Source organism: Candidatus Pantoea gossypiicola (assembly GCF_008632075.1).
Classification (GTDB): Bacteria; Pseudomonadota; Gammaproteobacteria; order Enterobacterales; family Enterobacteriaceae; genus Pantoea; species Pantoea gossypiicola.
The window spans coordinates 398,968-418,747 of the sequence record NZ_VWVM01000001.1; the positions used below are offsets into that span (position 1 = coordinate 398,968).

General features: G+C 54.7%; 17 protein-coding genes, 6 tRNA genes and 2 other RNA genes. 16 read left to right on the forward strand and 9 right to left on the reverse strand.

Going from position 1 to position 19,780, the window contains the following annotated elements; all coding sequences use genetic code 11:
* Nucleotide 1: 1 nt before the first annotated feature.
* Both F3I20_RS01790 and ypdK read left to right on the forward strand, forming a co-directional pair.
* Entirely contained in the window at nt 2-1,030 is a 1,029-nt protein-coding gene (locus F3I20_RS01790; protein WP_150036923.1) for an HlyD family secretion protein, read from the forward strand.
* Nucleotides 1,031-1,231: 201 nt separating this feature from the next.
* Nucleotides 1,232-1,306: a membrane protein YpdK gene (ypdK, locus tag F3I20_RS01795; protein WP_099257831.1), complete on the forward strand. Its 75-nt coding sequence runs from the start codon at nt 1,232-1,234 to the stop codon at nt 1,304-1,306.
* A 51-nt stretch (nt 1,307-1,357) separates the two neighbouring features.
* On the opposite strand, the gene alaC is transcribed toward ypdK, so the two are convergent.
* Nucleotides 1,358-2,590, reverse strand: coding sequence for an alanine transaminase (gene alaC, locus F3I20_RS01800; RefSeq protein ID WP_150036922.1), 1,233 nt, complete (start codon nt 2,588-2,590; stop codon nt 1,358-1,360).
* Nucleotides 2,591-2,706: 116 nt separating this feature from the next.
* Complete coding sequence (locus tag F3I20_RS01805) at nt 2,707-3,231, reverse strand: GNAT family N-acetyltransferase (protein ID WP_150012663.1); 525 nt, start codon at nt 3,229-3,231, stop codon at nt 2,707-2,709.
* 278 nt (nt 3,232-3,509) lie between these two features.
* Here F3I20_RS01805 and F3I20_RS01810 point away from each other — a divergent pair, with 278 nt between their 5' ends.
* Together F3I20_RS01810 and F3I20_RS01815 are read left to right on the forward strand one after the other, a co-directional pair.
* On the forward strand, nt 3,510-5,180 hold the full coding sequence (locus F3I20_RS01810; RefSeq protein WP_150037058.1) for a sensor histidine kinase: 1,671 nt from the start codon (nt 3,510-3,512) through the stop codon (nt 5,178-5,180).
* Entirely contained in the window at nt 5,177-5,905 is a 729-nt protein-coding gene (locus F3I20_RS01815) for a LytR/AlgR family response regulator transcription factor (protein WP_003848909.1), read from the forward strand. The genes F3I20_RS01810 and F3I20_RS01815 overlap by 4 nt, the downstream gene beginning before the upstream one ends.
* A 134-nt stretch (nt 5,906-6,039) precedes the next feature.
* Here F3I20_RS01815 and glk read toward each other — a convergent pair whose 3' ends face one another.
* Nucleotides 6,040-7,005, reverse strand: a complete 966-nt coding sequence (glk, locus tag F3I20_RS01820; RefSeq protein ID WP_013358641.1) for a glucokinase — start codon at nt 7,003-7,005, stop codon at nt 6,040-6,042.
* A gap of 160 nt (nt 7,006-7,165) precedes the next feature.
* Nucleotides 7,166-8,818, reverse strand: coding sequence for an indolepyruvate decarboxylase (gene ipdC / locus F3I20_RS01825; RefSeq protein ID WP_150036921.1), 1,653 nt, complete (start codon nt 8,816-8,818; stop codon nt 7,166-7,168).
* Between the two features lie 219 nt (nt 8,819-9,037).
* Here ipdC and mgrA point away from each other — a divergent pair, with 219 nt between their 5' ends.
* Both mgrA and F3I20_RS01835 read left to right on the forward strand, forming a co-directional pair.
* Complete coding sequence (gene mgrA / locus F3I20_RS01830; protein WP_150036920.1) at nt 9,038-10,027, forward strand: L-glyceraldehyde 3-phosphate reductase; 990 nt, start codon at nt 9,038-9,040, stop codon at nt 10,025-10,027.
* Between the two features lie 170 nt (nt 10,028-10,197).
* Nucleotides 10,198-10,611 (forward strand): DUF2502 domain-containing protein, encoded by a 414-nt coding sequence (locus F3I20_RS01835; RefSeq protein ID WP_150036919.1) that lies wholly within the window; start codon nt 10,198-10,200, stop codon nt 10,609-10,611.
* Between the two features lie 132 nt (nt 10,612-10,743).
* Here the strand turns inward: F3I20_RS01835 and F3I20_RS01840 are convergent, their stop codons facing one another.
* The gene (locus F3I20_RS01840) at nt 10,744-11,985 is read right to left on the reverse strand and encodes an Nramp family divalent metal transporter (RefSeq protein ID WP_150012473.1); all 1,242 of its coding nucleotides are present in this window, start codon (nt 11,983-11,985) and stop codon (nt 10,744-10,746) included.
* Between the two features lie 369 nt (nt 11,986-12,354).
* On the opposite strand from F3I20_RS01840, the gene F3I20_RS01845 reads away from it, so the two are divergent.
* Nucleotides 12,355-13,545 (forward strand): NupC/NupG family nucleoside CNT transporter, encoded by a 1,191-nt coding sequence (locus tag F3I20_RS01845; protein ID WP_013358646.1) that lies wholly within the window; start codon nt 12,355-12,357, stop codon nt 13,543-13,545.
* 285 nt (nt 13,546-13,830) lie between these two features.
* Here the strand turns inward: F3I20_RS01845 and F3I20_RS01850 are convergent.
* A tRNA-Ala gene (locus F3I20_RS01850) sits at nt 13,831-13,906 on the reverse strand.
* Nucleotides 13,907-13,950: 44 nt separating this feature from the next.
* Nucleotides 13,951-14,026, reverse strand: a tRNA-Ala gene (locus F3I20_RS01855).
* A 359-nt stretch (nt 14,027-14,385) separates the two neighbouring features.
* On the opposite strand from F3I20_RS01855, the gene F3I20_RS01860 reads away from it, so the two are divergent.
* A complete protein-coding gene (locus F3I20_RS01860; RefSeq protein ID WP_150012475.1) occupies nt 14,386-15,174 on the forward strand; it encodes a formate/nitrite transporter family protein in 789 nt (262 codons plus the stop codon).
* Between the two features lie 111 nt (nt 15,175-15,285).
* A complete protein-coding gene (locus F3I20_RS01865) occupies nt 15,286-15,639 on the forward strand; it encodes a YfeC-like transcriptional regulator (protein WP_150036918.1) in 354 nt (117 codons plus the stop codon).
* Between the two features lie 35 nt (nt 15,640-15,674).
* On the opposite strand, the gene gltX is transcribed toward F3I20_RS01865, so the two are convergent.
* A complete protein-coding gene (gltX, locus tag F3I20_RS01870; RefSeq protein ID WP_150012477.1) occupies nt 15,675-17,090 on the reverse strand; it encodes a glutamate--tRNA ligase in 1,416 nt (471 codons plus the stop codon).
* Nucleotides 17,091-17,362: 272 nt separating this feature from the next.
* Between gltX and F3I20_RS01875 the strand changes: the two genes are divergently transcribed.
* The 7 genes from F3I20_RS01875 to F3I20_RS01905 all read left to right on the forward strand — a co-directional run bounded on the left by F3I20_RS01875 (nt 17,363) and on the right by F3I20_RS01905 (nt 18,862).
* Nucleotides 17,363-17,438: transfer RNA gene (locus tag F3I20_RS01875), tRNA-Val, on the forward strand.
* A gap of 40 nt (nt 17,439-17,478) precedes the next feature.
* Nucleotides 17,479-17,554, forward strand: a tRNA-Val gene (locus F3I20_RS01880).
* Between the two features lie 34 nt (nt 17,555-17,588).
* Nucleotides 17,589-17,664, forward strand: a tRNA-Val gene (locus F3I20_RS01885).
* A 4-nt stretch (nt 17,665-17,668) separates the two neighbouring features.
* A tRNA-Lys gene (locus tag F3I20_RS01890) sits at nt 17,669-17,744 on the forward strand.
* Between the two features lie 43 nt (nt 17,745-17,787).
* Nucleotides 17,788-17,921: non-coding RNA, RtT sRNA (locus tag F3I20_RS01895), on the forward strand.
* A gap of 43 nt (nt 17,922-17,964) precedes the next feature.
* A non-coding RNA gene (locus F3I20_RS01900) (RtT sRNA) lies at nt 17,965-18,097 on the forward strand.
* Between the two features lie 414 nt (nt 18,098-18,511).
* Nucleotides 18,512-18,862 carry a FlxA-like family protein gene (locus F3I20_RS01905; RefSeq protein WP_223811639.1) on the forward strand — a complete coding sequence of 117 codons (351 nt, stop codon included), beginning with the start codon at nt 18,512-18,514 and terminating at the stop codon, nt 18,860-18,862.
* Here the strand turns inward: F3I20_RS01905 and F3I20_RS01910 are convergent.
* On the reverse strand, nt 18,859-19,779 hold the full coding sequence (locus F3I20_RS01910) for a LysR family transcriptional regulator (RefSeq protein WP_150012479.1): 921 nt from the start codon (nt 19,777-19,779) through the stop codon (nt 18,859-18,861). The genes F3I20_RS01905 and F3I20_RS01910 overlap by 4 nt on opposite strands.
* Between the last annotated feature and the right edge of the window lies 1 nt (nt 19,780).

Genomic DNA, 19,780 nt, shown 5'->3' on the forward strand with positions numbered 1-19,780 from the left:
TATGCGTGCTTTCGAAATGAAAAGAACTCTGGTGCTCACACTGCTGCTGCTGGTGTTACTGGCCATCGCTTTTGGAGTCTGGTCACTGATGAGCGGCAACGATCACCGCACCAACGACGCCTACGTCAATGCGGATTACACTCTGGTGGCACCAAAAGTCTCCGGCTACATCAGCAATGTGCAGGTGCAGGATAATCAGCAGGTCAAAGCCGGTCAGCTGCTGGCAACACTGGACGACCGTGACTATCGTGTGGCGCTGGAGAGTGCCGAGGCTGACCTGCAGGTGAGTCAGGCGAAACTGCTAAGCAGCCAGGCCCAGCTTGAACAGCAGCAGTCGGTGATTGATCAGCAGAAAGCCAGCGTTGCGGCCAGCCAGGCGTCCGCGCAGTATGCCGGTCAGAGTGCCGATCGCTACAACCGACTCTATAAAAGCGGTACCGTAGCCGCCGACGATCAGCAGAAAGCCAGCTCGAACCAACGTTCAGCCCTGGCAGCCGTGCATCAGAGTCAGGCTGCGTTAGTGTCGGCAGTGAAACAGGTCGGCGTATTACAGGCTGCGGTGCGTTCAGCGGAAGCGGATGTCGCAGCGGCTAAAGCCAGCGTCGATCAGGCCAGACTGAACCTCTCCTACACGCGTATTACGGCACCTGTTGACGGGATGGTGGGTCAGCGCTCGGTGCGGACTGGCGCTTACGTGTCAGCCGGAACCCGTCTGCTGGCGGTGGTACCCCTGCAGCAAACCTACATTACCGCTAACTACCTTGAAACGCAGTTAAGCGATGTACGTCCGGGTCAGCGGGTTCAGATTCGTATCGATGCCCTGCCAGGCAAGACCTTCACCGGTCACGTGGATAGCATCGCGCCGGCCACCGGCGCAACTTTTTCCGCGATCGCCCCCGATAACGCCACCGGCAACTACACTAAAGTCGTTCAACGTCTGCCGGTTAAAATTGTGCTGGATAGTGACCAACAGCATCTGGCTCAGTTACGTGTCGGCATGTCGGCGATCCCGGAAATTCAGGTGCCGTAAAATTGTGAGCAATATCTCAGAACGGACCTATTTCATTTAGGCGGGATTACGCGTAAATTAGCGCCTGATCCTGTTCTGAGTTATTCAGATCGACCCGGAAATGAGCAGACCATTATTGAAATGGCGATCTCTTTTCCACAGCTGTTCGCGTTGCACTGGTTTGGGATCGCCATCATCGTAACCGCTCAGAGGAGTTGCTTTGTGAAATATGCCTTGATGGGAATATCTTTTTTCGCATTACTTTGGTTCGGAACCTTTGTTCTGCTGCTGAAGTAATGGCGTGACAGTGCCGCCACGGGGCGACCATTGCGTCGCCCCTGCTGGCTGTCAGTGCTCTTCTTCCGTTTTCATGCTGCCAGGCAAAACGCCATCGGCACGAAACATCGCTTTAATTCCCCGTACCGCCTGACGAATGCGATCGCTGTTTTCAATCAGTGCAAAACGCACGTGCGTATCACCATAGTCGCCAAACCCGATACCGGGCGAAACACAGACTTTCGCCTCCTGCAGCATATGTTTGGCAAACTCCAGGGAGCCCAGATGCGCATAGTGGTCCGGAATTTTTGCCCAGACATACATCGAGGCTTTCGGGTTATCGACCATCCAGCCCGCTTCATGCAATCCCTTGACCAGCACATCACGACGCCGTTTGTACTGCTCTGCGATGTCGCGAACACACTGTTGGTCCCCTTCCAGCGCCGCAATCGCCGCCACCTGCAGCGGCGTAAAGGTGCCGTAGTCATGGTAACTTTTAATGCGTGCCAGCGCGGCGACCAGCTCTTTGTTGCCCACCATGAAACCGATGCGCCAGCCCGCCATGTTGTAGCTTTTTGACAGGGTGAAAAACTCGACGGCAACGTCACGTGCGCCCGGCACCTGCATAATGGACGGCGCTTTCCAGCCATCGTAGACGATGTCGGCATAAGCCAGATCGTGGATCACCAGCACGTTGTATTGTTTTGCCAGCGCAATCACCCGCTCGAAAAAGTCGAGCTCTACACACTGTGAGGTGGGGTTTGACGGGAAGCCAAGGATCATCATTTTTGGCTTGGGATAGCTCTCACGAATGGCGCGTTCCAGCTCATTGAAGAAGTCGACACCTGCCACCAGCGGCACCGAGCGCACCTGCGCTCCGGCAATCACTGCACCGTAAATATGAATCGGATAGCTGGGATTGGGCACCAGCACGGTATCCCCATGATCCAGCGTCGCCAGCATCAGATGCGCCAGTCCCTCTTTGGAACCGATGGTAACAATCGCCTCAGATTCAGGATCGATCTCCACCTGATATCGCTCGGCGTACCAGCGCGAGATCGCCCGCCGCAGGCGCGGAATGCCGCGTGAGGTGGAATAACCGTGGGTGTCGTCGCGCTGCGCTACCTGGCATAACTTTTCGACGATGTGCGGCGGGGTCGGGCCATCAGGGTTGCCCATTGAAAAGTCGATGATATCTTCGCCGCGCCGGCGCGCAGCCATCTTCAGTTCAGCGGTGATGTTGAAAACGTAAGGGGGTAAACGTTCAATACGTGAGAAACGACGGGGTGTGCTGTTATCAGCCATGATGTCCTCTGGATTACGTAAGCGCCCGGACCGTCCGAGCGACGCGGGTCACTGCGGTGACCCGTTACGAACATAACGCGGTGAAGATCATTTTGTCGAGGGGGCAGAAAATATTTTTATTTTTGCGGATTCAGTCGTCCCAGCAGCCAATCGTTCACCCAGCAGCCGTTCAGCAGATAATTATCCCGTAGCGTGCCCTCCAGCTGGAAGCCGTTTTTCTCCAGAATCCGGCGCGACGCCCAGTTACCTTCAACCACCATTGCCTTGAGTTTGTGGAAATCGGCTTCAAGCAGAAACTGACACAGCGCCGCCAGTGCCTCACTGCCATAGCCCTGGCCGCAGTGGCGATGAAGCAGCATATAGCCTACTTCAGCCTGACGATGTGGCTCCCATTCGGGGCTGCAGCCAAACAGGCCAATCGGCTCACCGCTGTCGCGGCGTCGTGCCACCAGGCAGAGCATATGAAAACTGCCCGGCTGCCAGGGTGCCAGACGCGTGTTGAAGCGCTGACGGATATCCGCTTCATCGGGGATTTCGCTCACCCACGTCATGGTGTCGCGATCTTCATGGACGGCACGAAACAGTTGCCAGTCTTCTGGCTGTAATTTATTCAGGGTTAATCTGGCGGTGACAAGTTGCATCTGCTGCTCCCGATGGGCGTGGTTTTCCAGCAGTCGCTGGCGCGCGTCATCGCGCAACATAGCAAAACGGCATCACAGCGACCAGCGCTGACAGGATGAAAAACCGTTCCCCTTTATTGCACTCAACCTTTCCCCTTTTTATGCACAGGCCTTAAAAATTGATCTGAAACACGAAGTCCCGGCGTGATTGTGCGGGGCGCTAGCGGTTCGCGATCACATTTTTTATCATAGAGACACTTTCCCTTGCCGACGAGCCGCCTGTGTCCTCCCACTTCACGATGTTACTGGCAGTATTTGACCGCGCCGCCCTGATGTTGATCTGCCTGTTCTTCCTGACGCGCACCCGCCCTTTTCGTCAGCTGCTGCAAAAAGATGAACACACGCGCGCAGAAAAAATAGCGGTAACCGCCATCTTTTCCCTGTTTGCGCTGTTCAGTACCTGGTCTGGGGTCAATGTCGACGGTTCGCTGCTGAATGTGCGGGTGATTGCCGTGATGGCAGGCGGCATTCTGTTTGGTCCCTGGGTCGGCATCGCCACCGGGGTGATTGCGGGCCTGCACCGTTTTCTGATCGATATTCACGGCGTAACCTCCGTACCCTGCCTGATCACCAGCATCATTGCCGGTGTCGTCTCGGGCGGCATTAATCGCCGGGTGCTGAAAGAGCATCGCTGGCGCGCCGGTATCGTCGGCGGCATGCTGTGTGAAGCCCTGACGATGTTGCTGATCGTGCTGTGGGCGCGCCCAACCTCACTCGGGCTGGCGATTGTGTCAGAGATTGCCCTGCCGATGATCCTCGGTGCCTCCAGTATCGGTATCATTGTGTTGCTGGTGCAGAGCGTCGAAGGAGAGAAAGAGGCGATTGCCGCCCGTCAGGCCAAACTGGCACTGGAGATCGCCAACAAAACCCTGCCGCTGTTTCGTCAGGTGAACAGCGACTCGCTGCGCAACATCTGTGACATTATCCGACGGGAGATCAAAGCCGATGCGGTGGCGATGACCGATAAAAAGCAGATACTGGCCTACGTCGGCTATGGCGAACACAACTATCAACATGGGGATGATGGCATCAGTCCCACCACGGCGCAGTCGATTGCCAGTGGCAAAATTATTATTAAAAACAACGATGAAGCGCACCGCACTAAAGATATCCATTCGATGATCGTCATTCCTCTATGGGAAAAAGGCAAAGTCACCGGCACGCTGAAAATCTACTATCGCCGTGCGCACCGTATTACCGGCTCGCTGAAAGAGATGGCCATCGGCCTGTCACAAATCATCTCTACCCAGCTTGAAGTGTCACGTGCCGAGCAGCTACGTGAGATGGCCAATAAAGCGGAACTACGGGCGCTGCAAAGTAAAATAAATCCCCATTTCCTGTTCAACGCCCTTAATGCCATCTCCTCTTCTATCCGTCTCAATCCCGATACCGCCCGCCAGCTGGTGATTAACCTGTCACGCTACCTGCGCTACAACCTGGAGCTGAATGATGATGAGCTGATTGATATTCGTAAGGAGCTGTGGCAGGTCAAAGATTACATCGCCATTGAGCAGGCGCGGTTTGGCGACAAGCTGACGATGATCTATGACGTCGACGAAGATCTTCATTTTCTGCTGCCCAGTCTGCTGATCCAGCCGCTGGTGGAGAATGCGATTGTCCACGGTATCCAGCCCTGTAAAGGTAAAGGCGTGGTGACACTGAGCGTCCGGGATCGGGGCGATAGCGTGCGCATCTCGGTGCGGGACACCGGCCAGGGCATCAGTGACGAAGTCGTGGCAAGAGTGGCGCGCAATGAGATGCCCGGAAATAAAATCGGCCTGCTCAATGTGCATCATCGGGTAAAACTTCTTTCAGGTCAGGGACTGAACATCGTACGGCACCAGCCGGGAACCGAGATTTCCTTTACGCTGAGTAAGAATGGCCAGCGCCTGGCGGAGAATCTGTTATGAAAGCCATTATTGTGGAAGATGAATTCCTGGCGCAGCAGGAGCTGAGCTGGATGATTCAGCATCACAGCAAAATCGAGATTGAAGCCTGCTTCGACGATGGCCTCGATGTGCTGAAGTATTTGCAACAGCATCGGGTTGATGTGATTTTTCTCGACATCAACATTCCTTCGCTGGATGGCATGCTGCTGGCACAGAATATCCATCAGTTTGCGCATAAGCCGCTGATTGTCTTTATCACCGCGTGGAAAGAGCACGCGGTGGAGGCGTTTGAGCTGGAGGCGTTTGACTACATTCTCAAGCCTTATCAGGAGTCGCGGATTGTCACCATGCTGAACAAGCTGGAAGCCACTGCACAGGCGCAGCAGGCGGTCAGCCATCTCAGCGCCACGCCAGCGCCGCAGACAGTCAACCTGATCAAAGATGAGCGCATTATCGTCACGGACGTGAACGACATTTACTACGTAGAGGCCCATGAAAAGCTGACGTTTGTGTACACGCGGCGCGAGTCTTATGTGATGTCGATGAATATTACCGAATTCTGTTCACGTCTGCCGGAACAGCAGTTCTTCCGCTGCCACCGCTCTTACTGCGTCAGCCTTAGCAAGATCCGAGAAATTGAGCCGTGGTTTAACAACACCTATCTGCTGAAGCTGCGCGATCTGGAGTTTCAGGTGCCGGTGAGCCGCAGCAAGGTGAAGCAGTTTCGGCAGCTGATGCGCCTGTAGCGCTGGAGTGGTGAATATTTCAGGAGAACGTGTGGTGAAGCAGAGGATGATTTCCCGAACCTGCCCTGCTGAAGCAGGCAGGCCAGGAAAATCGAACGCGCGCAAAGTGGCCGTGCGCGCGAGGTGTCACTGAATCAGATAATGCGACCCAGCGTCTGACGCAGATGCGCGCCCGCGCCCAGAAGCCCAGGCTGATCGTGCGTGATCATATAGACAGGGATGCTGGCAACATAGTCGCGGAAGCGGCCTTTATCTTCGAAAGCGGCACGGAAACCTGACGCCTTAAAGAACTCCAGGAAACGTGGCACGATGCCACCCGCAATATAGACGCCACCAAAGGTGCCGAGGTTCAATGCCAGATTGCCACCGAAACGGCCCATGATGACGCAGAACATCGACAGCGCCCGACGGCAGTCGATGCAGCTGTCATCCAGCGCACGCTGGCTGACATCTTTAGGCTTCAGGTTTTCCGGCACACGATTATCGACTTTAACGATCGCACGATAGAGGTTAACCAGACCGGCACCCGACAGGATACGTTCTGCTGAAACATGGCCCAGCTCTTCACGCAGCACTTCCAGAATCTGATCTTCTTCTTCGCTGTTGGCGGCAAAATCGACATGACCGCCCTCGCCAGGCAGGCTGACCCAACGTTTGTCCACGTGCACCAGATGGCTGACACCTAATCCGGTTCCGGCACCATAAATCGCGATAGGCTTGTCTTTAACCGGGGCTGTGCCGCCAAACTGAATCACGTTGTCGGCGGTCAGCATCGGAATCGCCATGGATACCGCAGTAAAGTCGTTAATGATTTCCAGGTGTTCAAAACCGATGTTCTCTTTGAGCTTGCGTGTCGAAAACGCCCAGTCATGGTTGGTCATTTCAACCCAGTCATCGGTAATCGGGCAGGCGATAGCGATACAGCCATCTTTAACATCCTGCTGTTGTTCATCAAGATAGTGGCGGATGACGGCTTCGAGGCTGTCGTATTCTGATGTTGAGAATGTTTTGGCCTGGGTGATGCTGCCGCTTTCCACCTCACACAGGGCGAGGCGTGCGTTAGTACCGCCGACATCGCCGACCAAGGCATAGGTTGTCATTCTTCTGTTGCTCCGCTTGGGGTCTTAAGAGTTGGAGGACACTATAAATTTCTGCCCATAAAACAACAACGCTCACCGGTGCGATTGGTGAGCGTCTTACTCAGGTGCGCTACAGCCTAACCGCGATAGTCCACCCTGCACAGCGGCAACTATCTGAATCTTAGCCGCCGTTGCGTTGATTCAGGCAGGCGGTGACTTTTCGTAGCAGTGGCGGCAAATCCTCTTTCTGCATGACCACCTCAACCAGCGACAGCCATTGAGGCGCGGAAAGTCGCGCCATCACCTCGTCTAACTGCACCGTTTCACTGATGCGCCAGCTCTGCGCCTGGCCCTGCAGACTCAGTGCGTGCGGTAAAGCTGTCCAGTTCCACTGAGCAATATCATTATAACGCTGTGTTGCGCCATGAATGGCCCGTTCGACGGTATAGCCTTCATTATTCAGCAAAAAGAGTGTCAGTCGCTGCTCATCCCGCAGCATTGAACCCAGTTCCTGAATCGTCAGCTGCGCCGAACCGTCGCCGATAATCAGGATAACCCGGCGATCAGGATCAGCGGTCTGCGCGCCAAACGCTGCCGGAAGAGTATAGCCGATTGATCCCCATAATGGCTGAACCACCAGCTGTGCCTGCGAGGGCAGTCGCAACGCAGCGGCACCAAAAGCGGCTGTCCCCTGCTCCGCCAGAATCAGGTCGCCGGGTTGCAGAAATTTCTGCATCGCCTGCCAGAAAGCCTGCTGACTGATCATGGCGGCCGGTTCCGCCGGCTGCACGGCAGACGGTGCTATGGCGGGCTGCCACTGCTGGCCGTAGTGTTCAAACAGTGGTTGCAGCTCGCTAAGCGCATCCGCCATCGACAACGGTGCAAAATGTTCCCTGCCCACGCTGGCACTGAAGGGTTGCAGATCGATCAGTCGCTCAGGCGCAAACTGTTGCGTGAAGCCTGCAGTAATGGTGTCGGTGAAACGTACCCCGACGCAGACAGCCACATCCACCTGCTCAATCTGCCCGCACACCTGCCCTGCGCTGGCTTCACCGGCATAAGTCCCCACATACCCCGGCTGCTGCTCATCCAGTACGCCTTTGCCCATCAGCAGGCTGGCGCAGGGAATCGCACTCTGTTCACGCAGCGCGGCCAGGGCGGACTGCTGCTGCCAGCGCAGTGCGAGAAAATCGGCCAGCAGTGAAACGCGCTCTGCCGGTGCCAGCAACCGTTCCGCCGCCTCGCGGAAAGCGCGGCGCGCATCGGGCGAAGAGGATTGATGAGGGTTCAGGGGCTGAACAGGTGGCTGCACCTCGATGGCTGCCACGTCAACGGCCAGCGACAGATAGCCGGGACGACGGGCCTGTAACGCGTGCTCTATTACCCTGTCAATCTCAGCAGTGGCATTATCGGCCGTAAGCTGGGCCGTTGCCGCACTGACTTCGGCGGCCATGCGTATGAAATGCCGGAAATCGCCATCGCCCAGAGAATGGTGAACACAGTCACCCTGTAATTGTGCTGAAGTCGCTGGCGCGCCAACGATATGGATCACCGGCAGATACTCAGCATAACTGCCTGCAATGCCGTTAATCGCGCTGAGTTCGCCAACACCAAAGGTGGTTAACAGCGCCCCAGCCCCCTTACAGCGTGCATAGCCGTCCGCCGCATAGGCGGCATTAAGCTCATTGGCACAGCCCACCCAGCTGATTTCCGGATGGTCGATAACGCAGTCAAGAAACTGCAGGTTATAGTCGCCCGGCACGCCAAACAGATGCTTAATACCTATCTCCTGCAGACGGGTCAGCAGGTAGTCTCCAACAGTGAATGTGCACATTGCGCAATCCTTTCAGGGAAGAGTTGGGTTAAGTATCTGACAGCCGATGAAATTAGCGAGGAGTGCCACGCTTTTCGCCAGCCACAATGGCTGGAAAGGCGGCGTTACGCTGGCAGAATATTCTGTAAAAACGCGAACTGCTGCGCGCTGTCACTGAGTGTAACCGTATACACTGATAGACTTTTGGCACATATCCCCGTTTTTACTCAGGAGCGCTGAATGTCCTCTTTCCCCCGTCCCGAACGCTATCAACAGATGGAATACCGTCGCAGCGGCCGCAGCGGCATTAAACTGCCCGCCATTTCGCTGGGACTGTGGCACAACTTTGGTGACAGTACCCGGGTCGATAACAGCCGTGAGCTGCTGCGCCATGCGTTTGACCTCGGCATCACCCACTTCGACTTAGCGAATAACTACGGTCCGCCGCCGGGCTCAGCAGAAGAGAATTTTGGTCGTATTCTGCGGGAAGATTTTCGCGCCCATCGTGATGAGCTGATTATCTCTACCAAAGCGGGCTATACCATGTGGCAGGGACCGTATGGCGACTGGGGTTCGCGTAAGTATCTTGTCGCCAGCCTGGATCAGAGCCTGAAGCGCATGGGACTGGAGTATGTAGATATTTTTTATCATCACCGCCCCGATCCGGAAACGCCGCTGGAAGAGACCATGCGTGCGCTGGATCATGTGGTGCGCCAGGGTAAAGCGCTTTATGCTGCCCTGTCTAACTATCCGGCCAATCTTGCTGCCGAGGCGATCGCTATCCTGCGCGATCTCGGCACCCCTTGTCTGATCCACCAGCCGCGCTATTCGATGTTTGAACGTACGCCTGAACAGGGATTGATTCAGACGCTGGATGATGCGGGTGTCGGCTGTATCGCCTTCTCGCCGCTGGCAGGCGGCGTGCTCACCGATCGCTACCTGCAGGGCATCCCGGAAGATTCGCGTGCGGCCAGCGGCAGCAAGTTCCTGAGTGAAAGCCAACTGACCGAAGAGAAGATGGAGAGGGTCCGCAGGCTGAATGTGATTGCGCAGCAACGTGAACAGAAGCTGGCGCAGATGGCGCTGGCGTGGGTGTTGCGCGACGATCGCGTCACCTCGGTGCTGATTGGTGCCAGTAAAACGGCTCAGATTGATGACGCGATGGCAATGCTCGCCCGACGTCAGTTCAGCGACGCGGAGTTAACGGCGATTGACACGGCCCTGCTGTAATTTTTCCCCGCCCGGTGCAGGCCGGGTGTTTTCTCACCAGAATAGTCTCAATCCCCTTTCTCTCCCCAATTTCCTCACAATCTTCCGACACAATGATGCGGTAACGACAGCATTACGCAGGCATAATCACTGCGCCGCAACAGCATCAGACTGTTGATGAGGAGAATATAATGAAAAGAGCACTTATTTTTGCTGCCCTGCTGGCGGTGTTGTCGCCGCTGGCAAACCACACAGCTGAGGCCTCCAGTGCCTCTATTACTCTGGCCCCCGGCGTTACGCTGAATCTGGGCGATCGCGACAATCGTGGTTATTACTGGGATGGCGGTCGCTGGCGTGAACCACGCTGGTGGAATGATCGTTATACCTATAACGAACGCCGCTGGTGGCGACACGAAGAGTGGCGTCGTCAGAAGCAATGGGAGCGTGAACGCCGCTGGCATGAGCGCGACCGTGAGCGCCGCTGGGAACATCAGCATCGCCGCGATCGTGACTGGGATCGTCATGACCGTGGTGGTCCTGGCCCGCGTGGTTTTGGCCCTCATGGACCCGGTGGACCCGGCCCGCATGGCCACGATCGTCACTAATAAAAACGCCCGACAGGATGAATCTGACCGCAACGGATAAACTCAACGCGCAGGTACTGTCTTAAAGCGATGCAGGCCAGACCGCCTGAACAAAAAACGCCCGGCTATGCCGGGCGTTTTTTCCCCCGCCCCTTATAGCCCCAGCGCTTCGCCCACCAGCAGATAAAGATTCAGCGCAATGACCAGCAGCACGATCAGTCGTCCGGTGTTCTGCATCAGGCGCGAGTTCACCATATCTTCGCCCATCAGCTCGCGGTTGCCGGTAAAGGAGAGCAGCGGAATCAGCGCCAGCGCGATACCGAAGCTCAGCAGCACCTGACTCATCACCAGAACACGTGTCGGATCCCATCCTGCCCAGATAACAATAAAGGAAGGCAGCATGGTGACAGTTCGCCTCACCCAGAGCGGAATATGGAAACGGATAAAGCCCTGCATGACTACCTGTCCCGCCAGCGTGCCGACCACCGTTGAGGAGAGGCCAGCAGCCACCAGGCTCAGACCAAATACTGTTGCCGCCGCCTGACCTAACAACGGTTGCAGCGTCAGATAGGCCTGGTCAAGCTCAGCGATTTTGCTGTGGCCGCTGAAGTGGAAGGCCGCTGCCGCGGTCGCCATCATCGCCAGATTAACAAATCCGGCGATGGTCATCGCAATCGCAACGTCCAGCTTGGTTGAAGAGTAACGCTGGCTTTTGCTGTCCTCGCTTTTGCCCTGCGTCAGTGCGGAGTGCAGATAGATTACGTGCGGCATAATGGTCGCACCCAGCACACCGGCTGCCAGGAAGACGGCATCCGACGTCGGTAGCGCGGGCAGCGCCATGCCGACTACCAGCTCTTTGACGTTGGGCTGAGAAAAGAAGAGTTCGACGATATAGGCCGCCGCCACAAACAGCAGCAGTCCGCCAATCACCCTCTCCAGCGGTTTCTGACCGCGGCTCTGTAACATCAATATCAGGAACGTGGCGATGCCGGTCAGCACCGCGCCCTGCATCATCGAGATGCCGAGCAAGAGTTTGAAGCCCAGCGCCGCGCCGATAAACTCCGCGAGGTCGGTGGCCATCGCAATAATTTCTGCCTGCACCCAGTAAAACCAGACGGCTGGACGTGGAAAGCGATCGCGGATGTGTTCAGCGAGATTTTTGCCGGTGGCGATACCCAGCTTGGCGGACATCAGCTGGATAAGCATGGCCATGATGTTGGCCCATACCACTACCCACAGCAATTTGTAGCCGTAAGCAGCGCCCGCCTGAATGTTGGTCGCAAAGTTGCCCGGATCGATATAGCCGATAGCGGCAATAAAGGCGGGGCCCAGCAGTGCGAGTTTGACTTTTCTGACTCCGCGAGCGGCGCGCTCGGCGGTACGACTTTCAAACATATCCGGTACCCTGTCTGAACATTTGCCTGCCCCGGCAGCTTAGGGGTTAGCATGTGCAAGTGAAATTCGTTTATTGTAATCGGTGTAATAGATGCTGCTATAAAGTATAGCCATTGCTATACATTACAGTAAAGGAGGTGATTGCTAAAAATGTGAGCAATAGTGTCACTCTACGCCTCGTGTAAAATATAGACAATAAATATGTGGTTATCTGGAGTGAATGATTTGTAAACAGGACGTGATCTCTGGAACTTTTCTGGAAAATATAGCGATAGCGAATACTTATATTGTGGTTCAGATCTCGTTTTTAAGTAACGCGTTACATAGAATACGCAACAAAATACAACCCTCCTCAAATTTGGAGCAACCATGTCCCATATTTTGCAATTTCTTTTAGCACTGGTGGTGGTCGGAATACTCTCCTTGCTGGTCAGTCACGATCGTAAAAGCATTCGCATTCGCTACATTATACAGCTACTGGTGATTGAAATTGTGCTCGCCTGGTTCTTCCTGAACTCAGAAGCGGGGCTGGGTTTCGTCAAAGGCTTCGCGGGCTTCTTTGACCATCTGCTGAAGTATGCGGCTCAGGGAACCAACTTTGTCTTCGGCAACATGAGTGATAAAGGCCTGGCCTTCTTCTTCCTTAACGTACTGTGCCCAATCGTCTTTATCTCTGCACTGATCGGTATTCTGCAGCATTTCCGTATCCTGCCATGGGTTATCCGCGGTATTGGTACCGTGCTGTCGAAAGTCAATGGCATGGGAAAACTGGAATCTTTCAACGCCGTGAGTTCTCTGATACTGGGACAGTCAGAAAACTTCATCGCCTATAAAGATATTCTCGGCAAGATGTCACAGCGCCGCATGTACACCATGGCTGCGACCGCAATGTCGACGGTATCAATGTCTATCGTCGGAGCCTATATGACGATGCTGCAGCCAAAATATGTGGTCGCTGCACTGGTACTCAACATGTTCAGTACCTTTATCGTGCTGTCGCTGATCAACCCGTACCGCGTTGAGAACGAAGAAGATCTGCAACTGCAGGATCTGCATAAAGGTCAAAGCTTCTTCGAGATGCTGGGCGAATATATCCTGGCTGGCTTCCGCGTCGCGATTATCGTAGCCGCCATGCTGATTGGCTTTATCGCGCTGATTTCAGGCCTGAATGCGCTGTTTGATCTGATCTTCGGCATCAGCTTCCAGGGCGTTCTCGGCTTTGTCTTCTATCCCTTTGCCTGGATGATGGGTGTGCCTTCTGGCGAAGCGTTGCAGGTCGGCAGCATTATGGCGACCAAGCTGGTATCGAATGAGTTTGTCGCCATGATGGATCTGCAGAAAATCGCGGGTCAGCTGTCGCCAAATTCAGAAGGTATTCTGTCCGTGTTCCTGGTGTCGTTCGCCAACTTCTCTTCAATCGGCATCGTAGCGGGTGCGATTAAAGGTCTGAACGAAGAACAGGGTAACGTGGTTTCCCGCTTCGGCCTGAAGCTGCTGTACGGCTCTACGCTGGTCAGCGTGCTCTCCGCCGCTATCGCCGGTCTGGTTCTGGCGTTCTGATACGGTTCTAAGCAATAAAGGGCGAGCGGGTCTCGCCCTTCTCTTTCCGCGGCATTCCTGCTCTGCTTCCCGTTGATTCGCCCATAAAGCGTCGCTTCTCACATTACACAACAAATTCACATCTGCAGTTAACCCGTGCGCGTGAGGCAGCACCGCGTTCCGAAGGTCATGCCGGCTAAAACGTCTCAGCGTGACGTGCATAATAAAGCAATAAGGTTTTTATCCGCACGAAAAGGCGAATGAAGGGGATAGCAGGAAGGATGTTGACAGCGACGTGTCAGAAAATGGTGGAGATAAGCGGGATCGAACCGCTGACCTCTTGCATGCCATGCAAGCGCTCTCCCAGCTGAGCTATACCCCCACATCTGGAATCGTTTTTCAGTGCCAAACTTTTGAGACGAAGTTTGGTGGAGCTAAGCGGGATCGAACCGCTGACCTCCTGCATGCCATGCAGGCGCTCTCCCAGCTGAGCTATAGCCCCGAACCGAAAAACTGTCGCGTTAAGCGACGGACGGCATAATATGAAACCGCCTCCAGGGTGTCAACGGCAAAATGACATTCTCTGTTTGATCGCTGAAAAAGGCGGCAACCTGCGAAGTTTCAGCAGCATGCCGCAGCTGAAAATCGTGTCTGTTCCGGCAGGGCCGTTTTTTAACTGTTATTCAGTCTGCCGTCAGGTTAATTCCCGGTTAAATATGTTATAGGAATTTTCTTGTCTTCGTCTTTTTCGCGTGCAAAACTTAGCCCGCTAACTTAGTGGTCACCGGGATCCTCTCCCGCACACCACGCGTCCACCAGGCGTTATCGTCCCATTAATCATAAAAAAACTATTGAGATACTATGTCGCTGCATACACCTAAAGAAATCGCACAACTGGCGATCCAGTCAGGCGTGGCCAAAAGCCGTGCGCCTGTCAGCATCCTCCTTATTCTCGGCTTTATGGCGGGCGCATTTATTGCGACCGGCTTCCTGCTGGATCTTCACGTGATTAACACTCTGCCGGCTGAGTGGGGCTCATTTGGTGGCCTGTTAGGTGCAGCTGTCTTCCCTGTGGGTATCATCATGACCGTGCTGGCAGGGGGTGAGCTGCTGACCGGTAATATGATGACCCTGCCGGTAGCCTGGTTCGCCCGCCGCATCAGCTTTATGAGCGTAGCGCGGAACTGGTTCTGGGTGACCCTGGCGAATTTCCTCGGCAGCGTGGCTGTCGCCTGGTTCTTTGGCCATATGCTGGGCATGACCGAAGGCGATTACCTGAAAAAGACCGTTGCGATTGCCTCTGCAAAAGTCCATGCCGATTTCCTGCACGCCTTTATTTCAGGCATTGGCTGTAACTGGCTGGTGTGTCTGGCGGTGTGGCTGGCGTTTGCCAGTAAAGATGTGGTCGGCAAGATCTTCGGCATGTGGTTCCCGGTTATGGCGTTTGTTGCTATTGGTTTCCAGCACGTTGTCGCCAACATGTTTATCATTCCGGCCGCCATTTTTGCCGGTCAGATGACCTGGGCAGAGTATCTCCCTAACTTTGTTGCCGTCTTCCTGGGCAATGCCGTGGGCGGTGCCGTCTTCGTTGGCCTGGCCTACTTCCTTGCCTTCCGCCCTGCCGCAGAACCTGCCAGCAACCCGCAGTAATCCTGTTTTGCCTTTTGTCAAAAGACAAAAGGCAATTTCAGCTTCAGTTACTTTCCCCCGTTACATTTTGCTGTAATATGTACCGCTAATGTATTTAACAGGGATAGCATCGTGAAAAAGGAATGGCTTACTCCCGAAGAGCTGGCTGCAGAAACGGGTTACAGTCGGCAAACGGTGAATAAATGGATTAAACGAGAGAACTGGACAACCACGCCAAAGCCCGGTGTACAAGGCGGCAAGGCACGTCTGATTCATATTGATGAACGCGTAAAAAGTTTTATTCAGTCGACACGCAATCTTAACGAGCCCGCAGCGACCTATGGTGCAGTGGCTAACTCTTTACCTGCGTTATTGATAAGTTCCATCCAGCAAATGAGTCAGGATGAACAGGATCAGTTCACCGCGTTAATCTTACGTGAAGGGATAAAAGGCGTTTTGCAACGACTGGGCATCAGCCAGGAGTAAAGAAACCGGAAGCGTGATGCTTCCGGCTGTGTTGATTAAGCCTGTGCTTCACGCTCACTGATAAAGGCCAGAGCCTGCTCAATACGTGCCACACTGCGGCTGCGGCCAATCGCTTCAACAGTGACATCCAGACCCGGTGACTGACCGGCACCGGTCACCGCCACACGCAGCGGCATGCCGACTTTACCCATCCCCACTTCCAGCTCATCTGCAGTGCTCTGAATCGCCTGATGGATGTTTTCAGCGTTCCACTCGGTGATTGCGGCCAGCTTATCACGCACGACTTCCAGCGGCTGACGCGCCACCGGACGAAGATGTTTCTTCGCGGCATCGGCATCAAACTCTGCAAAGTCTTCATAGAAGTAGCGACAGGACGCCGCCATCTCTTTCAGCGTTTTGCAGCGCTCACCCAGCAGGCTAACCAGTTTCGCCAGTTCCGGCCCGGTACGGGTATCAATTTTCTGCTCTTCAATATGCCACTGCAAATGCGTCGCCACATATTCTGGCGGCAGCGTATTGATGTAGTGATGGTTCAGCCACTGCAGTTTCTCTGTGTTGAACGCACTGGCAGACTTACTGACGGCGTCCAGCGTAAACAGCTCAGTCATTTCAGGCACGCTGAAAATTTCCTGATCGCCATGTGACCAGCCCAGACGAACCAGGTAGTTGAGCAGCGCTTCCGGCAGGTAGCCATCATCCCGATACTGCATCACCCCTACTGCGCCATGACGCTTAGAGAGCTTTTTGCCATCGTCGCCCAGGATCATTGAAACGTGGGCATAGACCGGAACCTGCGCGCCAATCGCTTTAAGGATGTTGATCTGACGTGGTGTGTTGTTGATGTGGTCTTCACCGCGAATAACGTGCGTGATGCCCATATCCCAGTCATCCACAACGACGCAGAAGTTATAGGTGGGGGAACCATCGGTGCGGCGGATAATCAGATCGTCGAGTTCCTGGTTGCTGAACTCGATCGGGCCGCGGATCTGATCGTCAAAGATGACCGAACCATCCTGTGGATTGCGGAAACGTACCACGCACGGCTCATCATCGGCATGATGTTCATGGCTGTCACGGCAGCGGCCGTCGTAACGCGGCTTTTCGTTGTTAGCCATCTGCTCTTCACGCAGGGCTTCCAGACGCTCTTTGGAGCAGTAGCATTTGTATGCCGTGCCCGCTTCCAGCATTTCATCAATGACCGCGTTGTAGCGATCAAAACGCTTAGTCTGGTAGTAAGGGCCTTCATTCCAGTCCAGACTGAGCCAGTTCATGCCATCCATGATGGCTTCGATAGCTTCCGGCGTGGAGCGCTCCAGATCGGTATCTTCAATGCGCAGCACAAACTCGCCCTGGTTATGACGCGCAAAGAGCCAGGAGTAAAGTGCGGTACGGGCGCCACCAACATGCAGGTAGCCGGTTGGGCTGGGCGCGAAGCGTGTTTTGATTTTCATTGAGTATTGCCTTAGATGCGCGGGTTCTCTGTCTGGATGACAAAAAACAGGTTAGACGCGAAAAAACAGTGGGCACATTCTAGCATCTGACGGTGAATCCTCAATGCATGCCCGCGGGTTGCCCTCAGGGAAAAGGCGCTTTTCTGCCAGTAAAACCAGCACATTGACTAAAAGCGCAACAGGATGTTTAAAAATAAACCGAACGCACATTTATGTTTTAAAAAGCGTTGACTCAAAATCAACTATCCCTATAATGCGACTCCACACAGCGGGGGTGATTAGCTCAGTTGGTAGAGCATCTCCCTTACAAGGAGGGGGTCGGCGGTTCGAACCCGTCATCACCCACCACTCTTAACAGGGTGCCCGCAGTGAACAGGTATGAAGATATGGGTGATTAGCTCAGTTGGTAGAGCATCTCCCTTACAAGGAGGGGGTCGGCGGTTCGAACCCGTCATCACCCACCATATCTTGCCTGTTAGTAGTATCGAAGTACGAAGTGGGTGATTAGCTCAGTTGGTAGAGCATCTCCCTTACAAGGAGGGGGTCGGCGGTTCGAACCCGTCATCACCCACCACTTCGGGTCGTTAGCTCAGTTGGTAGAGCAGTTGACTTTTAATCAATTGGTCGCAGGTTCGAATCCTGCACGACCCACCAATTCAGAAAAAAGCGCCTTTTGGGCGCTTTTTTCGTTTCCGGAGCACGGACTATGCCGTGCAGGATGAGAACCTGCTGCAGGTTCGACTGAATCGCCCGGCGATTCAGGCTGATGCGACAGCATCACCCGCAGGGCGAGGCCCGGAATGGGCCGAGGCTATCCTGCACGACCCACCAATTCAGAAAAAAGCGCCTTTAAGGCGCTTTTTTCGTTTCCGAGGTACGGACTTTACCGTGCAGGATGAGAACCTGCTGCAGGTTCGACTGAATCGCCCGGCGATTCAGGCTGATGCGACAGCATCACCCGCAGGGCGAGGCCCGGATGGGCCGAGGCTATCCTGCACGACCCACCAATTCAGAAAAAAGCGCCTTTAAGGCGCTTTTTTCGTTTCTGCCGCACAGTCATTCCCGTGCAGGATGAGAACCTGCTGCAGGTTCGACTGAATCGCCTGGCGATTCAGGCTGATGCGACAGCATCACCCGGATGGGCCGAGGCTATCCTGCACGACCCTCCCATTCCGAGAAAAGCGCCTTTTGGGCGCTTTTTTCGTTTCTGCGCTTTAGCCGCTTACGCGTTCAGAATCCCACTCCATTTATGCTGCCTGAGTGCCACGTTTATTTTACTGCGCCAGGCTAAGCCTGAATGACGAGTCCCCTCAGAAAGGACATTCAGGAGAAGAATCTGCTTTTTTACTCCCCTGCTCTTTTTGACACTTTAGTTATTTTCGCCTGCGCCGATAACTTTATAGACGAACTACAGGGAGAAAATGATGTCCTCAATAGCCGGAGTTTTGAAAGTTATGCCGGGGGGTGGTGACAGCGGCAGTATCGCCTCGCAGATCGCCGCACTGAATAAACAGATTCAGAGCGTGATGAAAAAAATCAAAGAGCTGGCCGACAACCACGATCTCGACGAAGAACAGAAATTTAAAATAGCGCAGATGTACCAGTCGCAACTCACCATGCTATGGGCGCAGATTGCTCATCTGCAAAAGAAACAGGCTGAGCAGGCCGAGAAGGCGCAGCACAAAAACGACAGTGTTAATCCGGTCAGTGAAAGCCAGGCGAACGGTATTAACCGCCCAACTGACAAAAATAATGTCGATGTCTATATCTAAAACGCCGGTTTAAGCGTGCGTTGTTGCGCCAGCAGCGCCGCCTGCTGGCGCACTTCCTGCCATATCGCTTCTGCGGCAGGCGTCAGCGAGCGGTTTTTCCGTTTGATTAGCGTCAGGCTGCGATTGATTTCCGGATAGAGACGCCGCACCTTGAGGGCGCGATCCGCCGGTAGCGGTAAGGCCAGCGCGGGCAGAATACTGATACCAATCCCTACCTGCACCATCGGAAACAGCGTGGCGGGATGACCAATCTCCTGCACCACTTCTGCCCTGATATTCTGCTGCTGCATTGCCGCATCAATCAAAACCCGACTGCCGGACGCGTAATCCTGCAAGACCATGGTTCGGCCCTCCAGCATCGCCCATTCAGCTCTTTCCACCATCGCCAGCGGATCATCCTCGCGACATAACAGCAGGAAAGGCTCATCCAGAATCGCGATGCTGTCGAAATCGCTGTCGCTGAGTGGCCCAATCACGATCCCGAAATCGACTTCGGCATTACGCACACTTTGCAGCACCCATTGCTGGGCGCGATCGTGCAGGATGACTTTAATATCGGGAAAATGGTGCTGACTGGCGGCAAGACATTGCGGCATCAGATGCGCGGAAATAGTCTGGCTGGCGGCGACTCTGACGGTGCCACTGCGCTGCTCGCCAAAACTGCGGATATCCAGCAAGGTGGTATGAATCTCCTCCAGCAGGCGCTCCATGCGTGATGCCAGCTGTTTGCCTGCCTCGGTCAGCATCACCTCACGCGTAGTACGATCCAGCAACCGCACGCCGGTTTCCGCTTCAAGCTCTTTGATACTGTGGCTCACCGCCGACTGACTCAGACCTATCGCCTGCCCCGCCTGACTGAAGCCGCCATAGTGGGCCACCGCAATAAACGTCCGTAGCTGACGCAGCGTATAATTCATC

What these genes read in the sequence shown, in the direction of transcription:
- alaC (WP_150036922.1), bottom strand. Translation starts at nt 2,590, where the DNA reads ATGGCTGATAACAGCACACCCCGTCGTTTCTCACGTATTGAACGTTTA.
- F3I20_RS01840 (WP_150012473.1), bottom strand. Translation starts at nt 11,985, where the DNA reads ATGTTTGAAAGTCGTACCGCCGAGCGCGCCGCTCGCGGAGTCAGAAAA.
- F3I20_RS01835 (WP_150036919.1), top strand. Translation starts at nt 10,198, where the DNA reads ATGAAAAGAGCACTTATTTTTGCTGCCCTGCTGGCGGTGTTGTCGCCG.
- ipdC (WP_150036921.1), bottom strand. Translation starts at nt 8,818, where the DNA reads ATGTGCACATTCACTGTTGGAGACTACCTGCTGACCCGTCTGCAGGAG.
- F3I20_RS01860 (WP_150012475.1), top strand. Translation starts at nt 14,386, where the DNA reads ATGTCGCTGCATACACCTAAAGAAATCGCACAACTGGCGATCCAGTCA.
- glk (WP_013358641.1), bottom strand. Translation starts at nt 7,005, where the DNA reads ATGACAACCTATGCCTTGGTCGGCGATGTCGGCGGTACTAACGCACGC.
- gltX (WP_150012477.1), bottom strand. Translation starts at nt 17,090, where the DNA reads ATGAAAATCAAAACACGCTTCGCGCCCAGCCCAACCGGCTACCTGCAT.
- F3I20_RS01790 (WP_150036923.1), top strand. Translation starts at nt 2, where the DNA reads ATGCGTGCTTTCGAAATGAAAAGAACTCTGGTGCTCACACTGCTGCTG.
- F3I20_RS01810 (WP_150037058.1), top strand. Translation starts at nt 3,510, where the DNA reads ATGTTACTGGCAGTATTTGACCGCGCCGCCCTGATGTTGATCTGCCTG.
- F3I20_RS01805 (WP_150012663.1), bottom strand. Translation starts at nt 3,231, where the DNA reads ATGCAACTTGTCACCGCCAGATTAACCCTGAATAAATTACAGCCAGAA.
- mgrA (WP_150036920.1), top strand. Translation starts at nt 9,038, where the DNA reads ATGTCCTCTTTCCCCCGTCCCGAACGCTATCAACAGATGGAATACCGT.
- F3I20_RS01910 (WP_150012479.1), bottom strand. Translation starts at nt 19,779, where the DNA reads ATGAATTATACGCTGCGTCAGCTACGGACGTTTATTGCGGTGGCCCAC.
- F3I20_RS01845 (WP_013358646.1), top strand. Translation starts at nt 12,355, where the DNA reads ATGTCCCATATTTTGCAATTTCTTTTAGCACTGGTGGTGGTCGGAATA.
- F3I20_RS01815 (WP_003848909.1), top strand. Translation starts at nt 5,177, where the DNA reads ATGAAAGCCATTATTGTGGAAGATGAATTCCTGGCGCAGCAGGAGCTG.
- F3I20_RS01905 (WP_223811639.1), top strand. Translation starts at nt 18,512, where the DNA reads ATGATGTCCTCAATAGCCGGAGTTTTGAAAGTTATGCCGGGGGGTGGT.